Consider the following 22,181-nt stretch of genomic DNA (forward strand, 5'->3'; position numbering starts at 1 on the left):
ATGAACAAAACCTCATTAATAAGTTGCCAGTGGCTGCGTGCCTTGCTGGCGCTTTTCTTCGGAGCCAGTGGAACACTGGCTTTTTCACCTTTTGATTTCTGGCCTGCTGCTCTTATTTCCCTCTTTGGCCTGCAAATACTGACGTTAAACCGAACCACCCGACAAGCAGTCTTTATTGGTTTCTGCTGGGGGCTTGGATTGTTCGGCAGCGGAACAAACTGGGTTTATGTCAGCATTGCCGGTTTCGGGGGTATGCCAACCGCCGTTAATATCTTTTTAGTTATCCTGCTGGCGGCTTATCTTGCGCTTTATCCGGCCTTGTTTGCCGGGTTACTTAACCGCTTTTTCCCTGCCTCAAACGGGTTAAGGCTGCTGATTGCCAGCCCTGCTCTGTGGCAGTTAACAGAATTTTTACGTGGCTGGGTACTTACCGGTTTTCCGTGGCTACAATTTGGTTACAGTCAAATTGATGGCCCGTTAAAAGCCATTGCGCCGGTTTTCGGGGTAGAAGGTATTACTTTCCTGTTGATGATTATAAGCGGGTTGCTGGTTTTTGCCACCGTACATAAAAAAATCGTAGCTGCCATCGCTGCCGTTGCTTTACTGATGTTACCGTGGCCAATGAGGCATTATCAGTGGTATACCCTACTACCGGAAAAATCGGCTGATATAGCACTGGTACAGGGGAATATCCCTCAGGAAATAAAATGGAATTCTTCAGCATTGGGCAAAACACTGGATATCTATCTGGATAACAGCCGCCCTTTTATTGGGAAAGTTCCCATCATTATCTGGCCAGAAGCAGCTATTCCTGATACTGAACACGACCAGAGTCTCTTCCTGACCAAACTGGATGCGTTGCTAAGGCAGTATCATACCAGCCTGATCACGGGTATTCCTGATGCCCGTCCGACATTGGATGGATATAAATTCTATAACAGCATTATTGTGTTAGGAGAGAAAACGCCTTACCAGTATCCGGCGGCTGACCGCTATGACAAACATCACCTTGTACCGTTTGGTGAATTTGTACCGCTGGAATCATTACTGCGTCCATTAGCTCCCTTATTTAACCTGCCTATGTCCTCTTTCAGTCAGGGCAGTTATATACAGCCTCAGCTTTCTGTTGCTGGTTATGACATTACTGCTGCTATCTGTTATGAAATTATTTTAGGTGAGCAAGTCCGCAATAATTTCAAACCCAGCACAGAATTTTTGCTGACAATTTCCAACGACGCATGGTTCGGTCAATCTATTGGCCCGTGGCAACACTTCCAGATGGCGCGGATGCGCGCGCTTGAACTGGGTCGCCCATTATTACGGGGAACCAATAATGGCATTACTGCCGTCATCAGACCAGATGGTTCAATACAGGCTGAAATTCCGCAGTTCACCCGTCAGGTCTTGGAAGCAGAAGTCACTCCAGCCAGCGGGGTCACACCTTATTTCCGTATTGGGAACTGGCCGGTTTGGGGAATGACTGTATTGTTTATTTTGTTCGGATTAATCAGAAACCGTCGTCGCACTTAGTTAAGTATTTAACGATACCCACTAAAAACCCTCCAAAGAATAAGTTCAGAATGTATTTACCTACTGAACTTATTCTTTCTCGTATATCATTTTAGGTAATTTCTCCAACATCAATCCCTCCATTAGTTTCATTTCTAGAATATTCACAAAAAACATAAAAACAGTCTAAAAGATCACCGCACTGAGGTATTTATTCCTAAAAAGTGCAAACTGTGAACAAGATTAAAAATTATTTGCCACAAAATCACACTTAAACAAAATTGTTTGTTTATAGTTCGAGTTGGCTCGCAAAATGAAAACATCAATGTTTCAAAAAAGTAACATTATGAATTATTTTTTTACGACCCATATACAAAACAATATTAGAAATTTATTTCCATGCTAACAATTTCTGTAAAACAGAAATAAAAGCATAGATCCACCCCCTGCAAACAAACCCAGTTTTGAATAAAACAACCACATGAAGGAGCTGTATATGCGTAAGTTGATGTTAGCCACAATGTTGCTTAGCGCGGTAGGAGCTGCCCATGCTGAGGAACTGACCGGCACATTGAAAAAAATTAAAGACAGTGGTGTTGTTGCTGTCGGGCACAGAGAATCTTCTGTTCCATTTGCTTATTATGATGGAAAACAGAATGTTGTCGGTTTCGCTCAGGACCATTCCAATTTAATCGTGGAAGCGATTAAGAAAAAAATTGGTGCTCCTGATCTACAGGTAAAATTGATTCCGGTTACCTCCCAGAACCGTATTCCATTACTCCAAAATGGGACTTTTGATTTTGAATGTGGTTCAACCACCAATACTCCCGAGCGCCAAAAACAGGCCGCATTCTCCAATACTATCTTTATCGTCAATACCCGCCTTCTGACCAATAAAGATTCAGGTATCAAAGGATTTGATGATCTGGGTGGAAAAAATGTTGTTGTCAGTGCCGGTACAACATCTGAAATGCTGCTGAATAAGCTCAATGACGAGAAAAAAATGAAGATGCGCATTATCAGCGCAAAAGATCATGGTGATTCATTCCGGACACTGGAATCAGGCCGTGCTGTCGCCTTCATGGTTGATGATGCGCTATTGGCAGGAGAGCGCGCCAAAGCGAAAAAACCTGAACAGTGGATTATCGTTGGTGAACCGCAATCTAAAGAAGCTTATGGCTGTCTGATGCGCAAGGATGACCCTCAGTTCAAGAAGCTGCTGGATGAAACAGTTGCAGAAATACAGACGTCAGGCAAGGCCGCAGAAAGGTTCGATATCTGGTTCAAACAGCCGATTCCACCCAAAAATCTGAATATGAATTTTACTCTGTCTGATGAGATGAAAGAGCTGTTCAAAGCACCAAATGATAAGTCGTTGAATTAATTATAAACCTAAAACCCCGATTTCATTGGCACGACGGGTATGAGGTAGCCGTCTCCTACCTCATTTTTATGTTTCAGGGAGCATATGTATGTCAATTGATTGGAACTGGGGCATCTTTCTACAGGAAGCGCCTTTTGGTAACACCACCTATCTGGGGTGGATCATTTCTGGATTTCAGGTAACTGTAGCTCTTTCAATATGTGCCTGGGTTATTGCATTTATTGTAGGTTCTTTTTTCGGCATTCTGCGAACTGTCCCGAATAAATTCCTTTCCGGGTTAGGAACCTGCTATGTCGAACTATTTCGTAACGTTCCCCTTATAGTCCAGTTTTTTATATGGTATCTGGTTGTTCCGGAGTTTCTGCCCAAAAATGTGAGTGACTGGTTCAAAATGGACTTAGATCCTAACATCCAGTTTTTCCTTTCCTCACTGGTTTGCCTCGGATTATTCACCGCAGCACGAGTATGTGAGCAAGTCAGGGCTGCTATTCAATCCCTGCCACGGGGACAAAAAGCCGCAGGGCTGGCAATGGGGCTGACTCTGCCTCAGACTTACCGCTACGTTCTGCTACCCAACGCTTATCGTGTCATTACACCACCCATGACCTCAGAAATGCTCAATCTGGTGAAAAACTCCGCGATTGCTTCAACTATCGGTCTGGTGGATATGGCAGCACAGGCAGGGAAATTACTGGATTATTCAGCACATGCCTATGAAACATTTACGGTTATCACACTGGCATATGTGGGTATCAATCTCGTGATTATGCTGGCAATGAGCATGCTAGAGAAAAAAATACAGCTGCCGGGCAACATAGGAGGGAAATAGAACATGTATCAATTTGACTGGAGTTCGATTGTTCCCAGCCTGCCGCTTCTGTTGTATGGATTAATCATCACCGCAGAGATCACACTGATAGCTATCGTTATTGGCATTGCCTGGGGAACCATTCTGGCAATGATGCGGCTTTCTTCCATTAAGGCTCTGAGCTGGTTTGCGGCCCTGTATGTTAACCTCTTCCGTTCCGTACCTCTGGTAATGGTATTGTTATGGTTCTATTTAATTGTGCCTAGCTTAGTTCAAAATGTTCTGGGTATATCACCAAAAACTGATATCCGATTAATCTCTGCAATGGTAGCGTTCTCAATCTTTGAAGCGGCCTATTATTCTGAAATTATCCGGGCCGGTATCCAGAGTATTTCCCGTGGCCAGTCAGCAGCATCGCTGGCATTAGGGATGACACACATGCAAAGTATGCGTTTGGTCATTCTGCCACAGGCATTCCGGGCAATGATACCGTTGCTGCTGACGCAGGGCATTGTATTATTTCAGGATACTTCTCTGGTATACGTATTGAGTCTGGCGGATTTTTTCCGTACAGCAAGCAATATCGGTGAACGTGACGGTACACAGGTTGAAATGGTTCTGTTTGCCGGGTTGGTTTATTTTGTTATTAGTTTTTCCGCCTCGATGCTGGTTAACTATTTAAAGAAAAGGACTATTTAATGATCTCGCTGAAAAATGTATCCAAATGGTATGGCCAGTTTCAGGTGCTGAATGACTGTTCAACTGAAGTCAAAAAAGGCGAAGTCGTGGTCGTCTGCGGGCCTTCTGGTTCTGGCAAATCCACACTCATAAAAACGGTCAACGGTCTCGAAGCTGTCCAGCAAGGTGAAATTTCGGTCAATGGAACAAAAGTCAATGATAAAAAAACCGATCTGGCACAATTACGTTCCCAAGTTGGTATGGTATTTCAACATTTTGAACTGTTTCCTCATCTGTCGATCATTGACAATCTGACGCTGGCTCAGGTTAAAGTTCTCAAGCGCGATAAGCAGGCAGCAACAGAAAAAGCCCTGAAACTGCTAGATAGAGTCGGGTTATCAAACCACGCCCATAAATTCCCTTCCCAGCTTTCCGGCGGGCAACAGCAGCGGGTAGCTATCGCACGTGCTCTTTGTATGGATCCGATTGCCATGCTGTTTGACGAACCCACTTCTGCCCTTGATCCAGAAATGATCAATGAAGTGCTGGATGTGATGGTTGAACTGGCTAACGAAGGAATGACCATGATGGTCGTTACCCATGAAATGGGGTTTGCAAAAAAAGTGGCTCATCGCGTTATCTTTATGGATGAGGGAACAATTGTCGAAGACAGCAGAAAAGAAGATTTCTTCGTCAACCCTAAATCGGAACGCGCCCGCGATTTTCTGGCAAAAATTCTGCACTGATTACGTTTCTGGTCGGCGGTACCAACATTACCGCCGGCTTTAAACCGCATCTGTTCCCGGTAGGAAAGATGAAGGGGGTAAAAATTCAGTAATTTTCTGTGTTGTACCACTAACAGGTGTTGTTGCCCCTATTCCTATCCGCTATGCTATGGCATCTTAAATTTCATAAACAAACATACTCGCTATACCCAATAGATTTCGAGTTGCATCGCGTCGGCAGGGAGTTAATCCCAGATAGCCCAACAAAGAGGCAGCCTGAAAGGTGAAGGGTATAAAGGCGTAGCATTATTACTCACCATAGGATCATCGGTGCCATGCAAGAACAATATCGTCCAGAAGACATAGAGCAACAAGTCCAGCTTCATTGGCAAGAGAAGCAAACTTTTAAAGTGACCGAAGACAGCAGCAAAGAAAAATACTACTGCCTGTCCATGCTACCTTACCCTTCTGGCCGACTACATATGGGCCATGTCCGTAACTACACTATTGGTGATGTGATTTCCCGTTACCAGCGTATGCTTGGTAAAAATGTCCTGCAACCTATCGGTTGGGATGCATTCGGTTTACCAGCAGAAGGTGCTGCGGTTAAAAACAAGACCGCACCAGCACCGTGGACTTATTCCAATATCGAATACATGAAAGGCCAGCTAAAAATGCTGGGATTTGGTTACGACTGGGATCGTGAAGTCACAACCTGTACACCGGAATATTATCGCTGGGAACAATGGTTCTTCACCAAACTGTATGAAAAAGGTCTGGTTTACAAAAAAACCTCCGCAGTGAACTGGTGTCCGAACGATCTGACCGTTCTGGCGAATGAGCAGGTTATTGATGGCTGTTGCTGGCGCTGTGACAGCCCTGTAGAACGTAAAGAGATCCCGCAGTGGTTTATTAAAATCACCGATTACGCGGAAGAATTACTGAACGATCTGGATAAGCTGGAAGAGTGGCCTGAGCAGGTCAAAGTTATGCAACGTAACTGGATTGGCCGTTCAGAAGGTGCTGAAATCACCTTTAACGTTGCTGACAGTCAGGAAAAACTGACCGTCTATACCACCCGCCCGGATACCTTTATGGGGGCTACCTATGTTGCTGTAGCGGCGGGTCATCCTCTGGCAAAACAGGCGGCGGAAAACAATTCTGAGCTGGCAGAATTTATCAACGACTGCCGTAATACCAAAGTTGCTGAAGCAGATATGGCAACAATGGAGAAAAAAGGCATGCCGACCGGTATGTTCGTAATCCATCCATTAACTAACGAAAAAATGCCTATCTGGGTTGCCAACTTCGTTCTGATGGAATACGGCACAGGTGCAGTGATGGCGGTTCCGGGCCATGATCAGCGTGACTGGGAATTCGCAACCAAATATAACCTGCCAATCAAAGCTGTCATTCTGGACAACGATGGTAATGTACCAACTGTCCAGGAAAGCGCGATGACTGATAAAAACGCTCTGGTCAATTCCGGCGAATTCAGTGGGCTGAGCCATGAAGCAGGCTTCAATGCTATCGCTGATAAACTGGTTGAAATGGGGGTAGGCAAACGCAAAGTTAACTATCGCCTGCGTGACTGGGGAGTTTCCCGCCAGCGTTACTGGGGTGCACCAATTCCAATGGCAACACTGGAAGATGGAACAGTAGTTCCGGTTCCTGAAGATCAACTGCCGGTTATTCTGCCGGAAGATGTTGTAATGGATGGCATCACCAGCCCAATCAAAGCAGATCCGGAATGGGCCAAGACAACTATTAATGGTCAGCCTGCATTACGTGAAACGGATACCTTCGATACCTTTATGGAATCGTCATGGTATTACGCTCGTTATACCTGCCCGGATTATGATAAAGGTATGCTTGATCCTGCCGCTGCTAACTACTGGCTGCCAGTGGATCAATATATTGGTGGTATTGAACACGCCATCATGCACCTGATGTATTTCCGTTTCTTCCACAAACTGATGCGTGATGCGGGTCTGGTCAATTCAGATGAGCCAGCAAAACATCTGCTGTGTCAGGGCATGGTTCTGGCAGAAGCCTTCTATTACACTGGCAGCAACGGTGAAAAAATCTGGGTATCTCCGGCTGATGCTATTGTTGAGCGTGACGAGAAAGGCCGCATCACCAAAGCAATGGATAGTGATGGTCATGAACTGGTTTATACCGGCATGAGCAAAATGTCCAAATCCAAAAATAACGGTATCGACCCACAACTGATGGTTGATAAATACGGTGCTGATACTGTTCGTTTGTTTATGATGTTCGCTGCACCACCAGAACTGACTCTGGAATGGCAGGAATCTGGGGTAGAAGGAGCTAACCGCTTCCTGAAACGTGTATGGCGTCTGGTTCACGAGCATGTAAGCAAAAATACTGATAAAGGCGAAATTCAGCCACTGGATATCACCAGCCTGACAACCGAACAGAAAGATTTGCGTCGAGACCTGCACAAAACTATTGCTAAAGTTACGGATGATATCGGCCGCCGTCAGGCATTCAATACCGCAATAGCCGCTATCATGGAACTGATGAATAAACTGACCCGCGCACCGCTGGAAACAGAGCAAGATCGTGCCCTGATGCAAGAAGCGCTGACAGCCGTTGTACGTATGCTTTCTCCTATCACACCACATGCCTGCTTCGTGATGTGGAAAGCACTTGGTAATGAATGTGACATTGATACCGCTGCATGGCCGCAGGCTGATGAAAAAGCCATGGTTGATGATACTAAACTGGTTGTCATTCAGATCAACGGTAAAGTCCGTGGCCGTATCACCGTACCGGCAGATGCGTCAAAAGAATATGTTCAGGAGATGGCTTCTCAGGAATACAGCGTAACGAAATACCTTGAAGGCGTCAGTATCCGGAAAGTTATCTATGTTCCGGGTAAATTGCTGAATCTGGTCGTTGGTTAATATTATAGGAAAGAGTATGCGACATCGTATTTTCACGTTGTTGCTGGGGTTAGCGGTGCTTGTCACCGCTGGCTGCGGCTTTCATCTACGTGGCACAACACAGGTTCCCAAAGAACTCCAGACATTACAGCTAAATTCTGGTGATCCTTATGGGCCATTGGCACGGGCAGTACGTCAGCAGCTACGTCTGAACGATGTCAGAATTGCTGAGCAGGCCAGTGCCTCACTGCCAATTCTGAAATTACTGGGTTCAAGTGAAAACAATGTCACGGTTTCAGTCTTTCAGGATGGTAAAGCGGCGGAACGTCAACTGGTGCTGGATGTTGATGCACAGGTTCTGATGCCAAATGGTAACATTTATCCATTAGAGGTCAGGGTTGAGCGTTCGTTTTTTGATAACCCATTGGAAGCATTAGCTAAAGATGCAGAAAATGAACTTGTTAAGCAGGAAATGCGTGAACAAGCGGCTCGTCAGCTGATACGCAAACTGCTGACAATTCAAAGTTCAGAGCAACCTAAATCTGCTGAAACACAAAAGCAATGATCAGACTCTATCCTGAACAACTTCTTTCGCAGCTCAATGAAGGGCTGCGAAATAACTACCTGCTATGGGGCAATGAGCCATTGCTGCTACAGGAAAGTCAGGACAGTATCCGGAAGGTAGCTGAGCAGCACGGCTTTCTGGAGCATTTCTCGTTTTCACTGGATAACCATACCGAGTGGGATGAAATCTTCAGTTTATGCCAGTCACTCAGCCTTTTCGCCAGCCGTCAGTCAATTACTCTGTTGTTACCAGAAAATGGTCCCAATGCAGCAATGGCGGAACGTCTGGCTAAGCTATCAGAATTATTGCATGACGATGTTTTATTGATACTCCGTGGGCACAAACTGACTAAGGCACAGGAAAACAGCACCTGGTTCAAAGCAATCGGGAAAAATGGTGTTTATATCAGCTGTCTCAATCCTGAGCAAAACCGTCTTCCTCAATGGGTCGCACAACGTGCAAAAAGTATGGGCCTGTCACTGGAAGATGAAGCTAACCAGTTATTGTGTTATTGCTACGAAGGAAATCTGCTGGCATTGTCACAAGCGCTGGAGCGGCTCTCATTGCTCTATCCTGATAATCGCCTGACGCTTCATCGGGTCGAAGAGGCTGTCAATGATGCGGCACATTTTGCCCCTTACCATTGGGTCGATGCGCTACTGGCGGGAAAAGTCAAACGCGGATGGCATATCCTGAAACAATTACGACAGGAAGATACCGAAGAGATTATTCTGCTTCGTACTATACAGCGAGAACTGATGCTACTGTTAACCCTTAAGCGTCAGGAAAAAACAACACCTTTAAAGACACTGTTTGATCAACATAAAGTCTGGCAAAACCGTCGGATGCTTTTGACTACTGCATTACAACGGCTATCACTGCAAGATCTACACTCAGCTATACACTTGTTGACCCAGATGGAGTTGCGCATCAAACAGGATTATGGCCAATCTATTTGGGCTGACCTGGAAACCCTTTCTATGCTGCTGTTATACGGAAAAGACCTCGGAAAAACGCACGGAAAAATATTACCAGAGAGCTTTTTGAATGCTTCACACCACTAATTCATCCTTAACTCATCCATCGTTAAATTCACCGATTATTCATGCTTTATTTGGTGGTACTTTTGATCCCATCCATTATGGTCATTTACGTCCGGTAGAAGCTTTAGCAAAACTGGCGGGGCTTAAACAGGTTATTCTGTTACCTAACCATGTTCCGCCACACCGCCCTCAGCCAGAAGCCACCGCTCAGCAACGGCTGGAAATGGTGCGTCTGGCAGTACAGGATAATCCCCTGTTTACTGTTGATACGCGGGAATTGCAGCGTCAGACGCCTTCTTACACTATTGATACATTAAAGTCATTCCGTGAAGAAGTCGGTGAGCAGTGTCCGCTGGCATTTATCATCGGGCAGGATTCCCTGCAATCCATTCATACCTGGCATCGCTGGTCTGAATTGCTGGATATCTGTCATTTACTGGTCTGCTCCCGTCCCGGCTATGCAAGGCAGCTTTCAACACCGGAAATGCAGGAATGGCTGGAACAGCATAAAATTGATACTCCCACACCATTAAGTCATAAATCACATGGTTACATTTATCTGGCCGAAACACCGTTGTTGGACATTTCAGCAACCGATATTCGCCGCCGCCATCAACAGGGCTTAAACTGTGATGATTTATTACCTCCATTAATACAAAATTATATTGATTCCCAGCAGTTATATAGTTGATAGTTAAATCATATGTGATTTCCCGGCTCAGTAGCTTACGTTTATAGAGACGGGCATGCTATTATTCTGCGTTACTCAACTACTTTGATAAAATTAAGGTGATCCTTTTGCAAGGCACAGAACTACAACAATTTATTATTGATAAACTTGAAGATTCAAAAGCACAGGATATTGTTTCTATAGATGTTCGTGGAAAATCCAGCATTACAGACTGCATGGTGATTTGCACCGGTACATCAAGTCGTCATCTGATGTCAGTCGCTGACAATCTGGTTGATGACTGCCGCGAAGCCGGCATTATGCCTATGGGTGTCGAAGGACAAGGGATCTCAGACTGGATTGTTGTAGACCTCGGCGAAGTAATGGTGCATGTCATGCAGGAAGACAGCCGCCGGATGTATGAACTGGAAAAACTCTGGAGCTGAGTTTGAAGTTACAACTTGTCGCTGTGGGAACAAAAATGCCGGACTGGGTACAGACCGGCTTCATGGATTACTTACACCGTTTTCCCAAAGATATGCCATTTGAACTGATTGAAATTCCGGCAGGAAAACGGGGCAAAAACGCCGATATCAAACGTATTCTGGAAAAAGAAGGCGAACAGATGTTGTCGGCTGTCGGTAAAGGCAACCGTATTGTCACGCTGGATATCCCCGGCTCCCGTTGGGAAACACCCCAACTGGCACAACAGCTTGAACGCTGGAAACAGGACGGAAGAAATGTCAGCTTACTGATTGGTGGTCCGGAAGGGTTAGCGCCTGCCTGTAAAGCAGCGGCAGAACAAAGCTGGTCACTTTCCCCACTGACTCTTCCACATCCTCTGGTACGGGTTTTGGTTGCTGAAAGCCTATACCGGGCATGGAGTATCACAACTAATCACCCTTATCATCGGGAATAAATTAGGTAATCTATCACCGTGAATTCTGGTAATGGGATGAAGAATAAACGAACTCCTTTTCGCGATTATACGGCTGAATCAGCCCTCTTTATACGCCGCGCACTCGTGGCGTTTGTTGGCGTTATCCTTTTAACAGGGGTTCTGATTGCCAACCTCTATAATCTCCAGATCACCCGGCACGAAGATTACCAGACACGCTCAAATGGGAACCGTATCAAACTTGTTCCCATTGCGCCAAGCCGTGGGCTCATTTATGACCGTAACGGCACACTTTTGGCAGCTAACCGTACAATTTACCAATTGGAGATTGTGCCACAAAAAGTTGATGACCTTGATAAGACACTCAATGAGCTGCGTTCTATCGTCGGGCTAACTGATGAAGATATCGAAAATTTCCAAAAAGAACGGCGACGTGCCCGTCGTTTTACCTCAATTCCCCTGAAGACACCACTGACTCAGGTACAGGTTGCCCGGTTCTCTGTTAATCAGTACCGTTTCCCCGGTCTGGAAATCCGAGGATATCAACGCCGCTATTATCCTTATGGCTCTGCCCTCACCCACGTTATCGGCTATGTATCTAAAATTAATGATAAAGATGTAGAACGGCTCGATCAGGAAGGGATATTACCGGATTATGCGGCGACTCATGATATCGGAAAACTGGGTATTGAACGTTATTATGAATCCATTCTGCATGGCAAACCCGGCTATGAAGAAGTTGAAGTTAATAACCGTGGTAAAGTTATCCGCCAGCTACACGAACAGCCTCCGCAAGCGGGTAAAGATATTTATCTATCAATCGACTTAGAGCTGCAAACTTACATTGAAAAGATCCTGACAACCAGCCGGGCCGCCGTTGTTGTTACCGATCCCCGGACTGGTGAAGTGCTGGCGATGGTATCGACTCCAAGCTATGACCCCAATCTGTTTGTTGATGGTATTTCCAGTAAGGATTATAAAGCGCTGCTCAATAATCCTGACCGCCCATTGATTAACCGTGCAACACAAGGCGCATATCCTCCGGCCTCGACAGTAAAACCATTTATTTCTGTTGCAGCGCTAAGCAGCGGTGTCATTACAAAGAATACGACTATCCATGACACAGGAAGATGGCAATTACCTAACTCCAATATGAGTTACCGCGACTGGAAACGTTATGGGCATGGTCTGCTGAATGTGCATAAGGCTATTGTTGAATCGGCTGATACCTTTTTCTATCAGCTCGCCTATGATATGGGTATCGATAGGATCTCCGAGTGGATGATAAAATTTGGATACGGTCAGTTTACCGGTATTGATCTAAAAGAAGAGACTGCGGGTAATATGCCAACCCGGGAATGGAAACAAAAGCGCTATAAAAAACCTTGGTATCAAGGTGATACAATATCTGTCGGTATCGGTCAGGGTTACTGGACCGCTACGCCCATGCAGATGGTAAAAGCCCTGATGATATTGATCAATGACGGCGTGGTGAAAACACCACACTTTCTGCTGAAGACTCATCTGAACAATAGCGTCCATCCTTACCGTCCTCCAGTCATTGAACCTATCGGAGATATTCATTCCGGCTATTGGGAGATCGCCAAAGAGGGAATGTATGGTGTTGTCAACGCTCCGAACGGTACGGCACGCAGATTTTTCGCTGGTACTCCCTACAAAGTCGCAGGCAAAACTGGTACAGCTCAGGTATTCAGGTATGAAACCTATAATGCAAGTAAACTTGCAGAACACCTGCGGGACCACAAGTTAATGATTGCTTTTGCTCCTTATGATAATCCAACTGTTGCCATCTCAGTTATTTTAGAAAATGGCGGTGCAGGGCCATCTGTTGGTGCCATCGTGCGCCAGATTTTGGATCATATGCTAATCAAGAGTGATAAAGATCCTTCACCTACTGAGCCTGCTGATAAAAACAGGTCACTACCCGCAGGGAAGCCAGCCAGCGGGACACGAATTAATGAGTAATGCTATGACAGAATCGCAGAAAAAAGTTCCTTTCTGGAACAGGATACATATAGATACCCCGCTGCTATTGTGCATTCTGCTACTGCTTGCCTACAGCCTTTTCATTATGTGGAGCGCCAGCGGACAGGATGCTGGCATGATGGAACGTAAAGTCGGACAGGTGCTTATCGGGCTGGTGGTTATGGTAGCCCTTGCTCAGGTACCACCCCGAATATATGAAAGCTGGGCACCTTACCTTTACATTGTCTGTGTGATCCTGCTTATCCTTGTTGATGTTTTCGGGCAAATCAGTAAAGGGGCACAACGCTGGCTGGATCTGGGCATTGTACGTTTCCAGCCTTCAGAAATTGCCAAAATTGCGGTCCCTCTAATGGTGGCCCGCTTTATGAACCGGGATCTTTGCCCCCCTTCCCTGAAAAATACGGGAATTGCACTAATCCTAATTTTCTTGCCAACCCTGCTTGTCGCAGCACAACCTGACTTAGGTACATCTATCCTGATCGCCGCATCCGGGCTGTTTATCTTGTTTCTGGCTGGCATGAACTGGCGCTTAATCGCGATTGCCGTTGTATTGGCAGCCTGTTTTTTACCGATATTGTGGTTCTTTCTGATGCATGACTATCAACGGGCCAGAGTCATGATGCTGTTAGATCCGGAAAGCGACCCTCTAGGAAAAGGCTACCATATCATTCAATCAAAGATTGCCATTGGCTCGGGCGGGTTATTTGGAAAAGGCTGGTTACAGGGCACACAATCACAATTAGAGTTTTTACCTGAGCGTCATACCGATTTTATTTTTGCGGTTCTGGCAGAAGAACTGGGGTTAGTTGGTGTCATCGTATTGCTTGCCCTTTATTTACTGATCATTATCCGTGGGCTGATTATTGCAGCCAAAGCACAAAATACTTTCGGCCGTGTCATGGTTGGGGGGCTAATATTGATACTGTTTGTTTATGTTTTCGTTAACATCGGCATGGTTAGCGGTATCTTGCCAGTGGTCGGCGTGCCCCTGCCACTAGTCAGCTATGGAGGCTCGGCATTAATCGTCTTAATGGCTGGATTCGGCATTATCATGTCGATACATACCCATCGCAAGTTATTATCCAAAAGTCTATGAGGAAGAGATTTCATGCGTCAACAATGGCTTATTCTCGGCATAGTGGCTGTACTGATTTCAGGCTGTACAACAAAAAATGAAAAAGGCGCCACCTCCGTTCTGCCCATTCCGACCCGTGATGTTTTAGGTGCAGAGCCTGTCTATGAGCCTTATCACCCCAGTGCTAATCAGGATTACACAAAGGACGGTGTGAATTATCACATCGTCAAGGATCCGGCCCAATTTACTCAGACAGGGTATGCCAGTGTATTTGGTGAAGAATCCACCGGAAAATTGACCGCGATTGGAGAACGGGATACTCCCTATGCACTGACAGCCGCCCATCCGACACTGCCAATACCGGGCTATGTACGGGTCACTAATTTAAGTAATGGACGCATGATAATTGTCAGGGTTAATGATCGTGGCCCTTATAATAAGCCGGGAAAAATTATCGAATTATCACGGGCTGTTGCTGATCGTCTGAATTTAATGCCACAAAGTAAAGTTAAGCTGGATGGCGTTCAGGTTACTCCTGATGGCTCACTTGCGGGTTTGGGTACAGAAGGTTCAACTATTGTCAAACAAAGCTACGCCCTACCTGACAGACCTGCGCTGAACTCATCAGCTTCTGTCACAGGTATGGTCCCCGGTTTATCTGAGCAAACTCACTCAGAACAGAATCTGTCCGCAAATACTGTCAGCACTGATAGTCAAAGCGTCTCACAGCCTGAGAAGCCTGCTACTGTGCAGGAAACCGTACAGGAGCCTCCGGCACAAACAAAATCAGTTGTCACATCTTCTTCTACACCAGAATCAGCTAACGTATCAGGCTATGTGGTACAAGTTGGCGCTGTCAGCACTGAAGCTAAAGCCAGAGAGTGGCAGCAGTCGTTAAGTCAACGCTTTAATACTCCCGGACGAGTGATTCAATTTGGTCATGTTTACCGCGTGCAGCTAGGGCCTTTCAATGCCCGCCAGCAGGCCGTAGAGTTACAAAAGAAATTAACGGATCAAATGCAACAATCTTCCTTTATTACTACTCCGTGATTAGCAAATCCCCTGCTGATATTTGCCTTTATTCCGGCCATTATCAGTGGGGAGAAACCAAGTAAAATACAGGCAATCATCGAATACAGCGCAATCGAGTAAAAAAGTGCAAATATACTTCTGTCCCAATTTTGTTTAATGTCACTCTTTTCGTCATTTGTTATGATGTGACTTATCTTTTATCAATGCTTCTTCACGGATGTTATCTAATCAATCATGAAATACATAGTTACTTCCCGTTTTATTAAAAATGCCACGCTGAGCATTGCTCTGGCAGCCAGTGCTTCTGCATTCGCCAACACCGATGATAGCTTCAAAACCATGATCCCCGGTGTTCCACAACTCGATGCCGAAGCCTATATTCTGATTGATTACAATTCAGGAAAAATATTGGCTGAAAAGAATTCAGATGTCCGTCGCGATCCTGCCAGCCTGACAAAAATGATGACCAGTTATGTTATTGGTCAGGCTATTAAATCCGGGAAAATCAGCCCGAATGATATTGTTACCGTGGGTAAAGATGCATGGGCAACAGGAAACCCTGTATTCAAAGGCTCCTCCCTGATGTTTTTAAAACCCGGCGATCAGGTTTCTGTTGCCATGCTCTCCCGCGGTATTAACCTGCAATCAGGTAATGATGCCTGTGTTGCAATGGCGGATTATGTAGCAGGTAGTCAGGACGCGTTTGTCGGCCTGATGAACAAATATGTTCAGAGCTTAGGATTAAAAAACACTCATTTTCAGACGGTTCATGGTCTGGATGCAGCGGGTCAATACAGCTCTGCTCATGATATGGCTCTGATTGGTCAGGCGCTGGTCCGCGATGTACCAGATGAATACTCCATCTATAAAGAAAAAGAATTCACTTACAACAACATTCGCCAGCCTAACCGTAACGGCTTACTGTGGGATAAAAGCCTGAATGTTGATGGTATTAAAACAGGGCATACCAGCGGTGCTGGCTATAACCTTGTCTCTTCCGCCACGGAAGGTAATATGCGTCTGATTGCTACAGTGATGGGCAGCCCGACCTTCAAAGGCCGTGAAACAGACAGTAAAAAACTGCTGACCTGGGGCTTCCGTTTCTTTGAAACTGTTTCCCCTTTGCAGGCAGGTAAAGAATTTGCCTCTGAACCCGTCTGGTTTGGTGATAACGATAAAGTACAACTGGGCGTCGAAAAAGATGTTTACCTGACTATTCCTCGTGGTCGCCTGAAAGATCTGAAAGCCAGCTATGTTCTGAACAACAATGAGTTACATGCCCCACTTCTCCAGAATCAGGTTGTTGGCACCATCAATTTCCAGCTTGATGGTAAAACAATTGAGCAACGTCCACTGGTCGTGATGCAGGAAGTGAAAGAAGGTGGTTTCTTTAGCCGTCTGATCGATTATATCCGTTTGATGTTCCATCACTGGCTTGGCTGATATCTTGAAAAATTAAAGTTAAACCACATATTCATATAACTTGTCAGAAAATAGTCATGCCACGGTAGAATACCTGATTTTACCGTGGCGAATAAATCAGGAGTGCCCATGAAAACGAAATTAAATGAACTGCTTGAGTTCCCCTGCTCATTCACTTACAAAGTGATGGGCTTAGCTCAACCTGAGCTGGTGGACCATGTTGTTGAAGTGGTTCAGCGCCACGCACCGGGCGATTACTCCCCAGATGTGAAACCAAGCAGCAAAGGCAACTACCACTCTGTTTCTATTACCATCAATGCAACTCACATTGAGCAGGTTGAAACACTGTATGAAGAGTTAGGCGCACTGGAACTGGTGCGTGTCGTGCTGTAATACATCACTTTGTTAATCTGTGATTATTTCGACAAAGCGCTGGCAAAAACCAGCGCTTTTCTCTATCTGCTCTATCTAACCTGACTTTATCCGATTATCTGTTAACCTCCACTCAAAAACGCCAGAACGCTTTCGAACAGAGGATCAAAATAGGATAGATTTCCAGCCTTCCCAATAACATAGCAGCACACATCATCCATTTCGCTACTGCACTAAGGTTGCCAAAACCTTGTACTGTATCGCCGTAACCTACTCCCATGTTATTGATACATGCTGCAACCGTGGCAAATGAAGTCACCAAATCATAACCAAGAAGATTTAGCGCCCAAATAAAGAAACAGCTACAAAAAACATATAAGAAGAAAAAACCCCAGACCGAACGCAGTACCCTTTCCTGTACAGGTGCCTGACCCACTTTAATGGTTGAAATCGCATTTGGATGAATAAGTTGATTAATCTCACTGAAACTTTGTTTTGTCAGGATCAGGAAACGTAATGCTTTAATGCCTCCACAAGTGGAACCAACACAGCCACCAAAGAAACTGACAGCCAATAACATCAGCATCGTATGGGGTGGCCACTGTGCATAATCGGAAGTCGACAGACCATTATCGGTCATCATTGAACTGGTCATAAAGAAACCATGCACAAACGAGTCTTTCAGCCCATACATGCCAGAACGGTATAACTCCAGCCAAATAATGCAAACTACGATGAAAAGTACCAACAGGAAAAATTTAAACTCTGGATTTTTCAGTAACGGTTTAAGGCTTCTCCTGGTCAGAATGACAAAATAAAGTGTGAAGTTAACTGCCGACAATATTGAGAAAACACCGCCCACCATTTCAATCAGGGAGTTGTCATAATAGCCAAGACTTTCATTGCGGGTCGAAAATCCTCCCAAAGAAACCGTTGATATCCCATGACAAATGGCATCAAACCAAGACATCCCGGCAGCCCAGAAGCTGAACGAACATAGTCCACCCAATAACAGATAAACTACCCATAGACTTTTAGCACTATCAGCCAGACGTGGCGTTAATCTCTCCTCTTTAAATGGGCCCGGCATTTCTGACTGATAAAGTTTTACGCCACCAATGCCAAGCAGCGGCAGGATAGCCACAGCAAGAACAATCACGCCCAAGCCACCGATAAAATTTAACTGGGCACGATAGTAAAGAACGGATTTAGGTAGGGTAGAAACATCATTCAGTACTGTTGCTCCGGTGGTTGTAATACCGGATACACCTTCAAACATGGCATCAACAAGATTGATATTCAGGCTTTTATCCAGTACGAAAGGCAAGGCACTCAACAACGAAAAGAGCAACCAGAACAGGACGATAATAAGGAATCCGTCCTGAGTACTGGGTTGTATTTTTGTTTTTCGAGTGAAATACCACCCAACGCCGCCAAAAATCAACCCGATTATAAAAGTTTCTAAAAAAGCAAAAACGCTTTTTTCTTTATAAATTAGGGCAACAAAAGTAGGCAGCAACATTGAGAGGCTGTAAAGGAGCACCAGAGAACTGCAAAGATGCCCTACAATCAAAAGTTGGTTTTTTCTGACCATCTGTTAGCTCAAACAGAAAACAAGGGGGAAATCATCAAAATATATAACTATGATAATATAAAATTTAAATATATTCGTCTAATTAACATTATTAGTGTATTAGCGCATTGCCGAACTGGTGAGAATCCTTTTAGAGCGTTATACTGGCGGGCAATTTTTGTTAACCGATGATGACAGTCCATTGCAACATAACACCGTTATTTTACGCCAGTTGGGTATTCAGCCCTACGAGCCGGTTTCTGAAGCCATGCACCAGTTCACCGAGCAGCGGACAGCGGAAACTACCGATGAAATCTGGTTTGTCCAACATGAGAAAGTGTTTACACAAGGTCAGGCGGGTAAAGCAGAACATATAATTGCCGCAGGTGATATTCCTGTTATTCAGTCCGACAGGGGTGGGCAAATCACTTATCATGGTCCCGGGCAGCAGGTCATGTATATTTTGATCGACTTGAAACGCGCTAAGCTCGGGGTTCGTCAGCTCGTCACCGCGATTGAAAATACCGTTGTCGAAACGTTAGCTCATTTTGGCGTTGAATCTTATGCCCGGGCCGATGCGCCGGGGGTATATGTCAATGGTAATAAAATTTGTTCATTGGGATTGCGTATCCGCAAAGGGTGCTCTTTTCATGGGCTGGCATTAAATATTGCAATGGATTTACAGCCATTTTTGCGCATTAATCCATGTGGATATGCAGGTATGCAAATGACCCAGCTCAGTGACCTCGTTAGCGGGATCACAGTTGAAGATGTACAGCCCGTTCTGGCACAAAAATTCTGCCAGATCTTGGGATTCCAACTCACCGATGAAAGATGATATAATTTTTTAACATTTTTCAAAAAAATTTGAATAGTCTTATTGCCCCGATGAATTTGATGCTGAATTTAGTTTATTAATCAGCGAAATAGTGATCAGGCAATAAATTACAATCTGAAGAATATAACTGGAACCAGCACGATTATGAGTAAACCAATTCAGATGGAACGTGGTGTCAAATACCGCGACGCAGATAAGATGGCTTTAATCCCTGTGAAAACAGTGGTTACAGAACGTGAAGCACTCTTGCGTAAACCTGAGTGGATGAAAATCAAACTTCCTGCGGATTCCAGCCGCATTCAGGGAATCAAAGCTGCAATGCGCAAAAATGGGCTGCACTCCGTCTGTGAAGAAGCCTCCTGCCCTAACCTTGCAGAATGTTTTAATCACGGAACAGCGACCTTTATGATCCTGGGTGCTATTTGTACCCGCCGCTGCCCGTTCTGTGATGTGGCACATGGCCGACCAAACGCGCCTGATGCTAATGAACCGATTAAACTTGCGCAAACCATTCAGGATATGGGGCTACGCTACGTTGTTATCACTTCCGTTGACCGTGATGACTTACGTGACGGCGGCGCACAGCACTTTGCCGACTGTATCACTGCGATCCGTGAAAAAAATCCATCAATTAAAATTGAAACTCTGGTACCGGATTTCCGTGGTCGTATGGATCGCGCACTGGAAATTTTGACCGCAACACCACCTGATGTGTTTAACCACAATCTGGAAAACGTACCACGTATGTATCGTCAGATCCGTCCGGGTGCTAATTATGAATGGTCATTAAAATTACTGGAAAGATTTAAAGAAGCACATCCGGATATTCCGACTAAATCTGGCCTGATGGTAGGTTTAGGAGAAACTAACGAAGAAATTCTGGAAGTCATGCGTGATTTGCGCAAACATGGCGTCACCATGCTGACATTGGGGCAGTATTTACAGCCTAGCCGCCACCATTTGCCTGTACAGCGTTATGTCAGCCCGGCAGAATTTGATGAAATGAAAGAGGCAGCCTTAGAAATGGGCTTTACCCATGCAGCCTGTGGCCCGTTTGTTCGCTCATCTTACCATGCAGACATGCAGGCCAAAGGCATGGAAGTCAAATAAGCGATACCACTACTGATGAATCTTGTTCTTGCTGTATTTATCGGTGGTGGTATAGGCAGCGTCTTACGCTGGTTTATCAGCCTCCGCCTGAATCCTATCTCAGCGCCAATTGCCGTCGGGACTCTGACGGCTAACTGTGTTGGCGCATTTATTATCGGGCTGGGGCTGGCTTATTTCAGTAAAGCGACACATATCGATCCTGTCTGGAAACTTCTGTTAACAACAGGCTTCTGTGGTGGCCTGACGACGTTCTCTACATTTTCTGCTGAAGTGGTTTATTTATTACAGGCAGGGAAAATCAGCTGGGCGTTGGGTAGCATTCTAGCAAATGTAACTGGCTCATTATTGATGACCATGCTCGCCTTTGCTGTGATAAACAAGCTCTGAGACAGCGAGAGTCAGAAAACATAAAAAAACCCGTTTTTATAACGGGTTTTCAAAATACGGGATTAGAAATTAGATCGCGACAACGTTTGCAGCAGATGGACCTTTCGCACCCTCGGTGATTTCAAATTCAACTTTTTGGCCTTCTGCCAGTGTCTTGAAACCATTTGATTGAATGGCGGAAAAGTGTACAAAAACATCTTTGCTACCATCTTCTGGAGTGATAAAACCAAATCCTTTAGATTCGTTAAACCACTTAACGTTACCTTTAATTTTAGACATCAAACTTACCTTTAATAAAAATGACACAAACTCCGTGCTACATACAGTACAACAAATAATATAGCTTACTGTCTGCAACCTAGATCACGAAATATATAACAAAATGCCGAAAACGCACGTTTTGTTTAATTTCATTGATTTATTTTATACGCCAATTGCCATTTCACAAATCAATTGGCGTTTCATTTTAGTTTTGTTTACTTTTTTACCTTCTTTTTCTTCTCGTGCTCCAGCAGCCATTCCTTAATATTCAGCCCCCCTGTATATCCGACTAACTTACCATCATGGCCAATTACCCGATGGCAGGGGACAATCAGCGAAATAGGATTACGTGAGTTCGCCATACCAACGGCACGACAATAATTTACCGAACCCAGTGTCAGTGCTAATTGTTTGTAACTCCACATCTCACCAAATGGGATATTACAGAGCTGCTTCCAAACCCGCTGCTGAAATTCAGTTCCCTGCATACTTAAAGGAACCGTAAATGTATCTCGCTTTCCTTTAAAATATTCTTGTAACTCTTTTACACACTGCTTAGTTATCGCATTTTTAGATTCTAATTCTTTCTTTTCATTAACAAAATAAATACTAGTAACGCCTTCATCATTAGCAGTGACGTGCACATAAGGTTTAGGAAAACCTTCTGGAGTATTCAGATAATGGTGATACATAAACTACCTCCATTTAATTTATTGTTAATAATTTCTGCACTATTTCTATACTAGCCTAAAGCTCTCCTTCATCAATTTGCAATGATGAATTCAGTTACACATCTGACAATTTGATAAAGAAACCATACCGCCTACTGATAATAAAAATCAGAGGATTGCCAATAAGATATAATACCTTACTTTTAATAACACACATTCAAAAAAGATAAAAACACCATATATT

The 22,181-nt window shown here is 44.7% G+C and carries 22 protein-coding genes; 19 read left to right on the forward strand and 3 right to left on the reverse strand.

The annotated features are described in order from the left end of the window. From lnt to ybeD, 16 genes are all read left to right on the forward strand, one after another. Positions 1–1,530: an apolipoprotein N-acyltransferase gene (gene lnt / locus AACX68_RS12850; protein ID WP_228859410.1), complete on the forward strand. Its 1,530-nt coding sequence runs from the start codon at positions 1–3 to the stop codon at positions 1,528–1,530. A gap of 475 nt (positions 1,531–2,005) precedes the next feature. Further along, positions 2,006–2,893 carry a glutamate/aspartate ABC transporter substrate-binding protein gene (locus AACX68_RS12855; RefSeq protein ID WP_370630299.1) on the forward strand — a complete coding sequence of 296 codons (888 nt, stop codon included), beginning with the start codon at positions 2,006–2,008 and terminating at the stop codon, positions 2,891–2,893. A gap of 88 nt (positions 2,894–2,981) precedes the next feature. After that, on the forward strand, positions 2,982–3,722 hold the full coding sequence (locus tag AACX68_RS12860) for an amino acid ABC transporter permease (RefSeq protein ID WP_228859411.1): 741 nt from the start codon (positions 2,982–2,984) through the stop codon (positions 3,720–3,722). 3 nt (positions 3,723–3,725) lie between these two features. After that, a complete protein-coding gene (gene gltK, locus AACX68_RS12865) occupies positions 3,726–4,400 on the forward strand; it encodes a glutamate/aspartate ABC transporter permease GltK (protein ID WP_228859412.1) in 675 nt (224 codons plus the stop codon). Continuing rightward, positions 4,400–5,125: an amino acid ABC transporter ATP-binding protein gene (locus tag AACX68_RS12870; RefSeq protein WP_228859413.1), complete on the forward strand. Its 726-nt coding sequence runs from the start codon at positions 4,400–4,402 to the stop codon at positions 5,123–5,125. Before gltK ends, AACX68_RS12870 begins: the two co-directional genes overlap by 1 nt. A gap of 314 nt (positions 5,126–5,439) precedes the next feature. Next, positions 5,440–8,034 (forward strand): leucine--tRNA ligase, encoded by a 2,595-nt coding sequence (leuS, locus tag AACX68_RS12875; protein ID WP_228859414.1) that lies wholly within the window; start codon positions 5,440–5,442, stop codon positions 8,032–8,034. Positions 8,035–8,050: 16 nt separating this feature from the next. Continuing rightward, positions 8,051–8,578 carry an LPS assembly lipoprotein LptE gene (gene lptE, locus AACX68_RS12880; RefSeq protein ID WP_099111160.1) on the forward strand — a complete coding sequence of 176 codons (528 nt, stop codon included), beginning with the start codon at positions 8,051–8,053 and terminating at the stop codon, positions 8,576–8,578. After that, complete coding sequence (gene holA, locus AACX68_RS12885) at positions 8,575–9,642, forward strand: DNA polymerase III subunit delta (RefSeq protein ID WP_228859415.1); 1,068 nt, start codon at positions 8,575–8,577, stop codon at positions 9,640–9,642. The genes lptE and holA overlap by 4 nt, the downstream gene beginning before the upstream one ends. Continuing rightward, positions 9,626–10,312, forward strand: coding sequence for a nicotinate-nucleotide adenylyltransferase (gene nadD / locus AACX68_RS12890; protein ID WP_228859416.1), 687 nt, complete (start codon positions 9,626–9,628; stop codon positions 10,310–10,312). Before holA ends, nadD begins: the two co-directional genes overlap by 17 nt. A gap of 98 nt (positions 10,313–10,410) precedes the next feature. Continuing rightward, positions 10,411–10,737, forward strand: a complete 327-nt coding sequence (gene rsfS, locus AACX68_RS12895) for a ribosome silencing factor (RefSeq protein WP_228859417.1) — start codon at positions 10,411–10,413, stop codon at positions 10,735–10,737. A 2-nt stretch (positions 10,738–10,739) separates the two neighbouring features. Next, complete coding sequence (gene rlmH, locus AACX68_RS12900; RefSeq protein WP_099111164.1) at positions 10,740–11,210, forward strand: 23S rRNA (pseudouridine(1915)-N(3))-methyltransferase RlmH; 471 nt, start codon at positions 10,740–10,742, stop codon at positions 11,208–11,210. A 36-nt stretch (positions 11,211–11,246) separates the two neighbouring features. Then, positions 11,247–13,175, forward strand: coding sequence for a peptidoglycan DD-transpeptidase MrdA (mrdA, locus tag AACX68_RS12905; RefSeq protein WP_228859418.1), 1,929 nt, complete (start codon positions 11,247–11,249; stop codon positions 13,173–13,175). Between the two features lie 4 nt (positions 13,176–13,179). Continuing rightward, complete coding sequence (mrdB, locus tag AACX68_RS12910) at positions 13,180–14,292, forward strand: peptidoglycan glycosyltransferase MrdB (RefSeq protein ID WP_099111181.1); 1,113 nt, start codon at positions 13,180–13,182, stop codon at positions 14,290–14,292. 12 nt (positions 14,293–14,304) lie between these two features. Continuing rightward, positions 14,305–15,321: an endolytic peptidoglycan transglycosylase RlpA gene (rlpA, locus tag AACX68_RS12915; RefSeq protein WP_228859419.1), complete on the forward strand. Its 1,017-nt coding sequence runs from the start codon at positions 14,305–14,307 to the stop codon at positions 15,319–15,321. A gap of 216 nt (positions 15,322–15,537) precedes the next feature. Beyond that, on the forward strand, positions 15,538–16,746 hold the full coding sequence (gene dacA, locus AACX68_RS12920) for a D-alanyl-D-alanine carboxypeptidase DacA (RefSeq protein WP_228859420.1): 1,209 nt from the start codon (positions 15,538–15,540) through the stop codon (positions 16,744–16,746). Between the two features lie 108 nt (positions 16,747–16,854). After that, positions 16,855–17,118, forward strand: a complete 264-nt coding sequence (gene ybeD, locus AACX68_RS12925) for a DUF493 family protein YbeD (RefSeq protein WP_086953830.1) — start codon at positions 16,855–16,857, stop codon at positions 17,116–17,118. A 112-nt stretch (positions 17,119–17,230) separates the two neighbouring features. Here ybeD and AACX68_RS12930 read toward each other — a convergent pair whose 3' ends face one another. Next, on the reverse strand, positions 17,231–18,691 hold the full coding sequence (locus AACX68_RS12930; protein WP_228859421.1) for a TrkH family potassium uptake protein: 1,461 nt from the start codon (positions 18,689–18,691) through the stop codon (positions 17,231–17,233). 181 nt (positions 18,692–18,872) lie between these two features. Between AACX68_RS12930 and lipB the strand changes: the two genes are divergently transcribed. The 3 genes from lipB to crcB all read left to right on the forward strand — a co-directional run bounded on the left by lipB (position 18,873) and on the right by crcB (position 21,005). Next, entirely contained in the window at positions 18,873–19,508 is a 636-nt protein-coding gene (gene lipB, locus AACX68_RS12935) for a lipoyl(octanoyl) transferase LipB (protein ID WP_228859424.1), read from the forward strand. A gap of 144 nt (positions 19,509–19,652) precedes the next feature. Beyond that, entirely contained in the window at positions 19,653–20,618 is a 966-nt protein-coding gene (gene lipA / locus AACX68_RS12940) for a lipoyl synthase (protein ID WP_099111169.1), read from the forward strand. A gap of 12 nt (positions 20,619–20,630) precedes the next feature. Further along, positions 20,631–21,005, forward strand: a complete 375-nt coding sequence (gene crcB, locus AACX68_RS12945) for a fluoride efflux transporter CrcB (RefSeq protein WP_228859425.1) — start codon at positions 20,631–20,633, stop codon at positions 21,003–21,005. Between the two features lie 69 nt (positions 21,006–21,074). On the opposite strand, the gene cspE is transcribed toward crcB, so the two are convergent. Next, positions 21,075–21,284 carry a transcription antiterminator/RNA stability regulator CspE gene (gene cspE, locus AACX68_RS12950; protein WP_045969514.1) on the reverse strand — a complete coding sequence of 70 codons (210 nt, stop codon included), beginning with the start codon at positions 21,282–21,284 and terminating at the stop codon, positions 21,075–21,077. A 197-nt stretch (positions 21,285–21,481) separates the two neighbouring features. After that, complete coding sequence (locus tag AACX68_RS12955; RefSeq protein WP_099121681.1) at positions 21,482–21,958, reverse strand: methylated-DNA--[protein]-cysteine S-methyltransferase; 477 nt, start codon at positions 21,956–21,958, stop codon at positions 21,482–21,484. Between the last annotated feature and the right edge of the window lie 223 nt (positions 21,959–22,181).

The sequence above is a fragment of the Xenorhabdus sp. PB61.4 genome, from assembly GCF_963894935.1.
GTDB lineage: Bacteria > Pseudomonadota > Gammaproteobacteria > Enterobacterales > Enterobacteriaceae > Xenorhabdus > Xenorhabdus stockiae.

Bases quoted from the DNA above. Each gene is read 5' to 3' on its own strand.
- lnt (WP_228859410.1), top strand. From the start codon at position 1: ATGAACAAAACCTCATTAATAAGTTGCCAGTGGCTGCGTGCCTTGCTG.
- AACX68_RS12855 (WP_370630299.1), top strand. From the start codon at position 2,006: ATGCGTAAGTTGATGTTAGCCACAATGTTGCTTAGCGCGGTAGGAGCT.
- AACX68_RS12860 (WP_228859411.1), top strand. From the start codon at position 2,982: ATGTCAATTGATTGGAACTGGGGCATCTTTCTACAGGAAGCGCCTTTT.
- gltK (WP_228859412.1), top strand. From the start codon at position 3,726: ATGTATCAATTTGACTGGAGTTCGATTGTTCCCAGCCTGCCGCTTCTG.
- AACX68_RS12870 (WP_228859413.1), top strand. From the start codon at position 4,400: ATGATCTCGCTGAAAAATGTATCCAAATGGTATGGCCAGTTTCAGGTG.
- leuS (WP_228859414.1), top strand. From the start codon at position 5,440: ATGCAAGAACAATATCGTCCAGAAGACATAGAGCAACAAGTCCAGCTT.
- lptE (WP_099111160.1), top strand. From the start codon at position 8,051: ATGCGACATCGTATTTTCACGTTGTTGCTGGGGTTAGCGGTGCTTGTC.
- holA (WP_228859415.1), top strand. From the start codon at position 8,575: ATGATCAGACTCTATCCTGAACAACTTCTTTCGCAGCTCAATGAAGGG.
- nadD (WP_228859416.1), top strand. From the start codon at position 9,626: ATGCTTCACACCACTAATTCATCCTTAACTCATCCATCGTTAAATTCA.
- mrdA (WP_228859418.1), top strand. From the start codon at position 11,247: ATGAAGAATAAACGAACTCCTTTTCGCGATTATACGGCTGAATCAGCC.
- mrdB (WP_099111181.1), top strand. From the start codon at position 13,180: ATGACAGAATCGCAGAAAAAAGTTCCTTTCTGGAACAGGATACATATA.
- rlpA (WP_228859419.1), top strand. From the start codon at position 14,305: ATGCGTCAACAATGGCTTATTCTCGGCATAGTGGCTGTACTGATTTCA.
- dacA (WP_228859420.1), top strand. From the start codon at position 15,538: ATGAAATACATAGTTACTTCCCGTTTTATTAAAAATGCCACGCTGAGC.
- ybeD (WP_086953830.1), top strand. From the start codon at position 16,855: ATGAAAACGAAATTAAATGAACTGCTTGAGTTCCCCTGCTCATTCACT.
- AACX68_RS12930 (WP_228859421.1), bottom strand. From the start codon at position 18,691: ATGGTCAGAAAAAACCAACTTTTGATTGTAGGGCATCTTTGCAGTTCT.
- lipA (WP_099111169.1), top strand. From the start codon at position 19,653: ATGAGTAAACCAATTCAGATGGAACGTGGTGTCAAATACCGCGACGCA.
- cspE (WP_045969514.1), bottom strand. From the start codon at position 21,284: ATGTCTAAAATTAAAGGTAACGTTAAGTGGTTTAACGAATCTAAAGGA.
- AACX68_RS12955 (WP_099121681.1), bottom strand. From the start codon at position 21,958: ATGTATCACCATTATCTGAATACTCCAGAAGGTTTTCCTAAACCTTAT.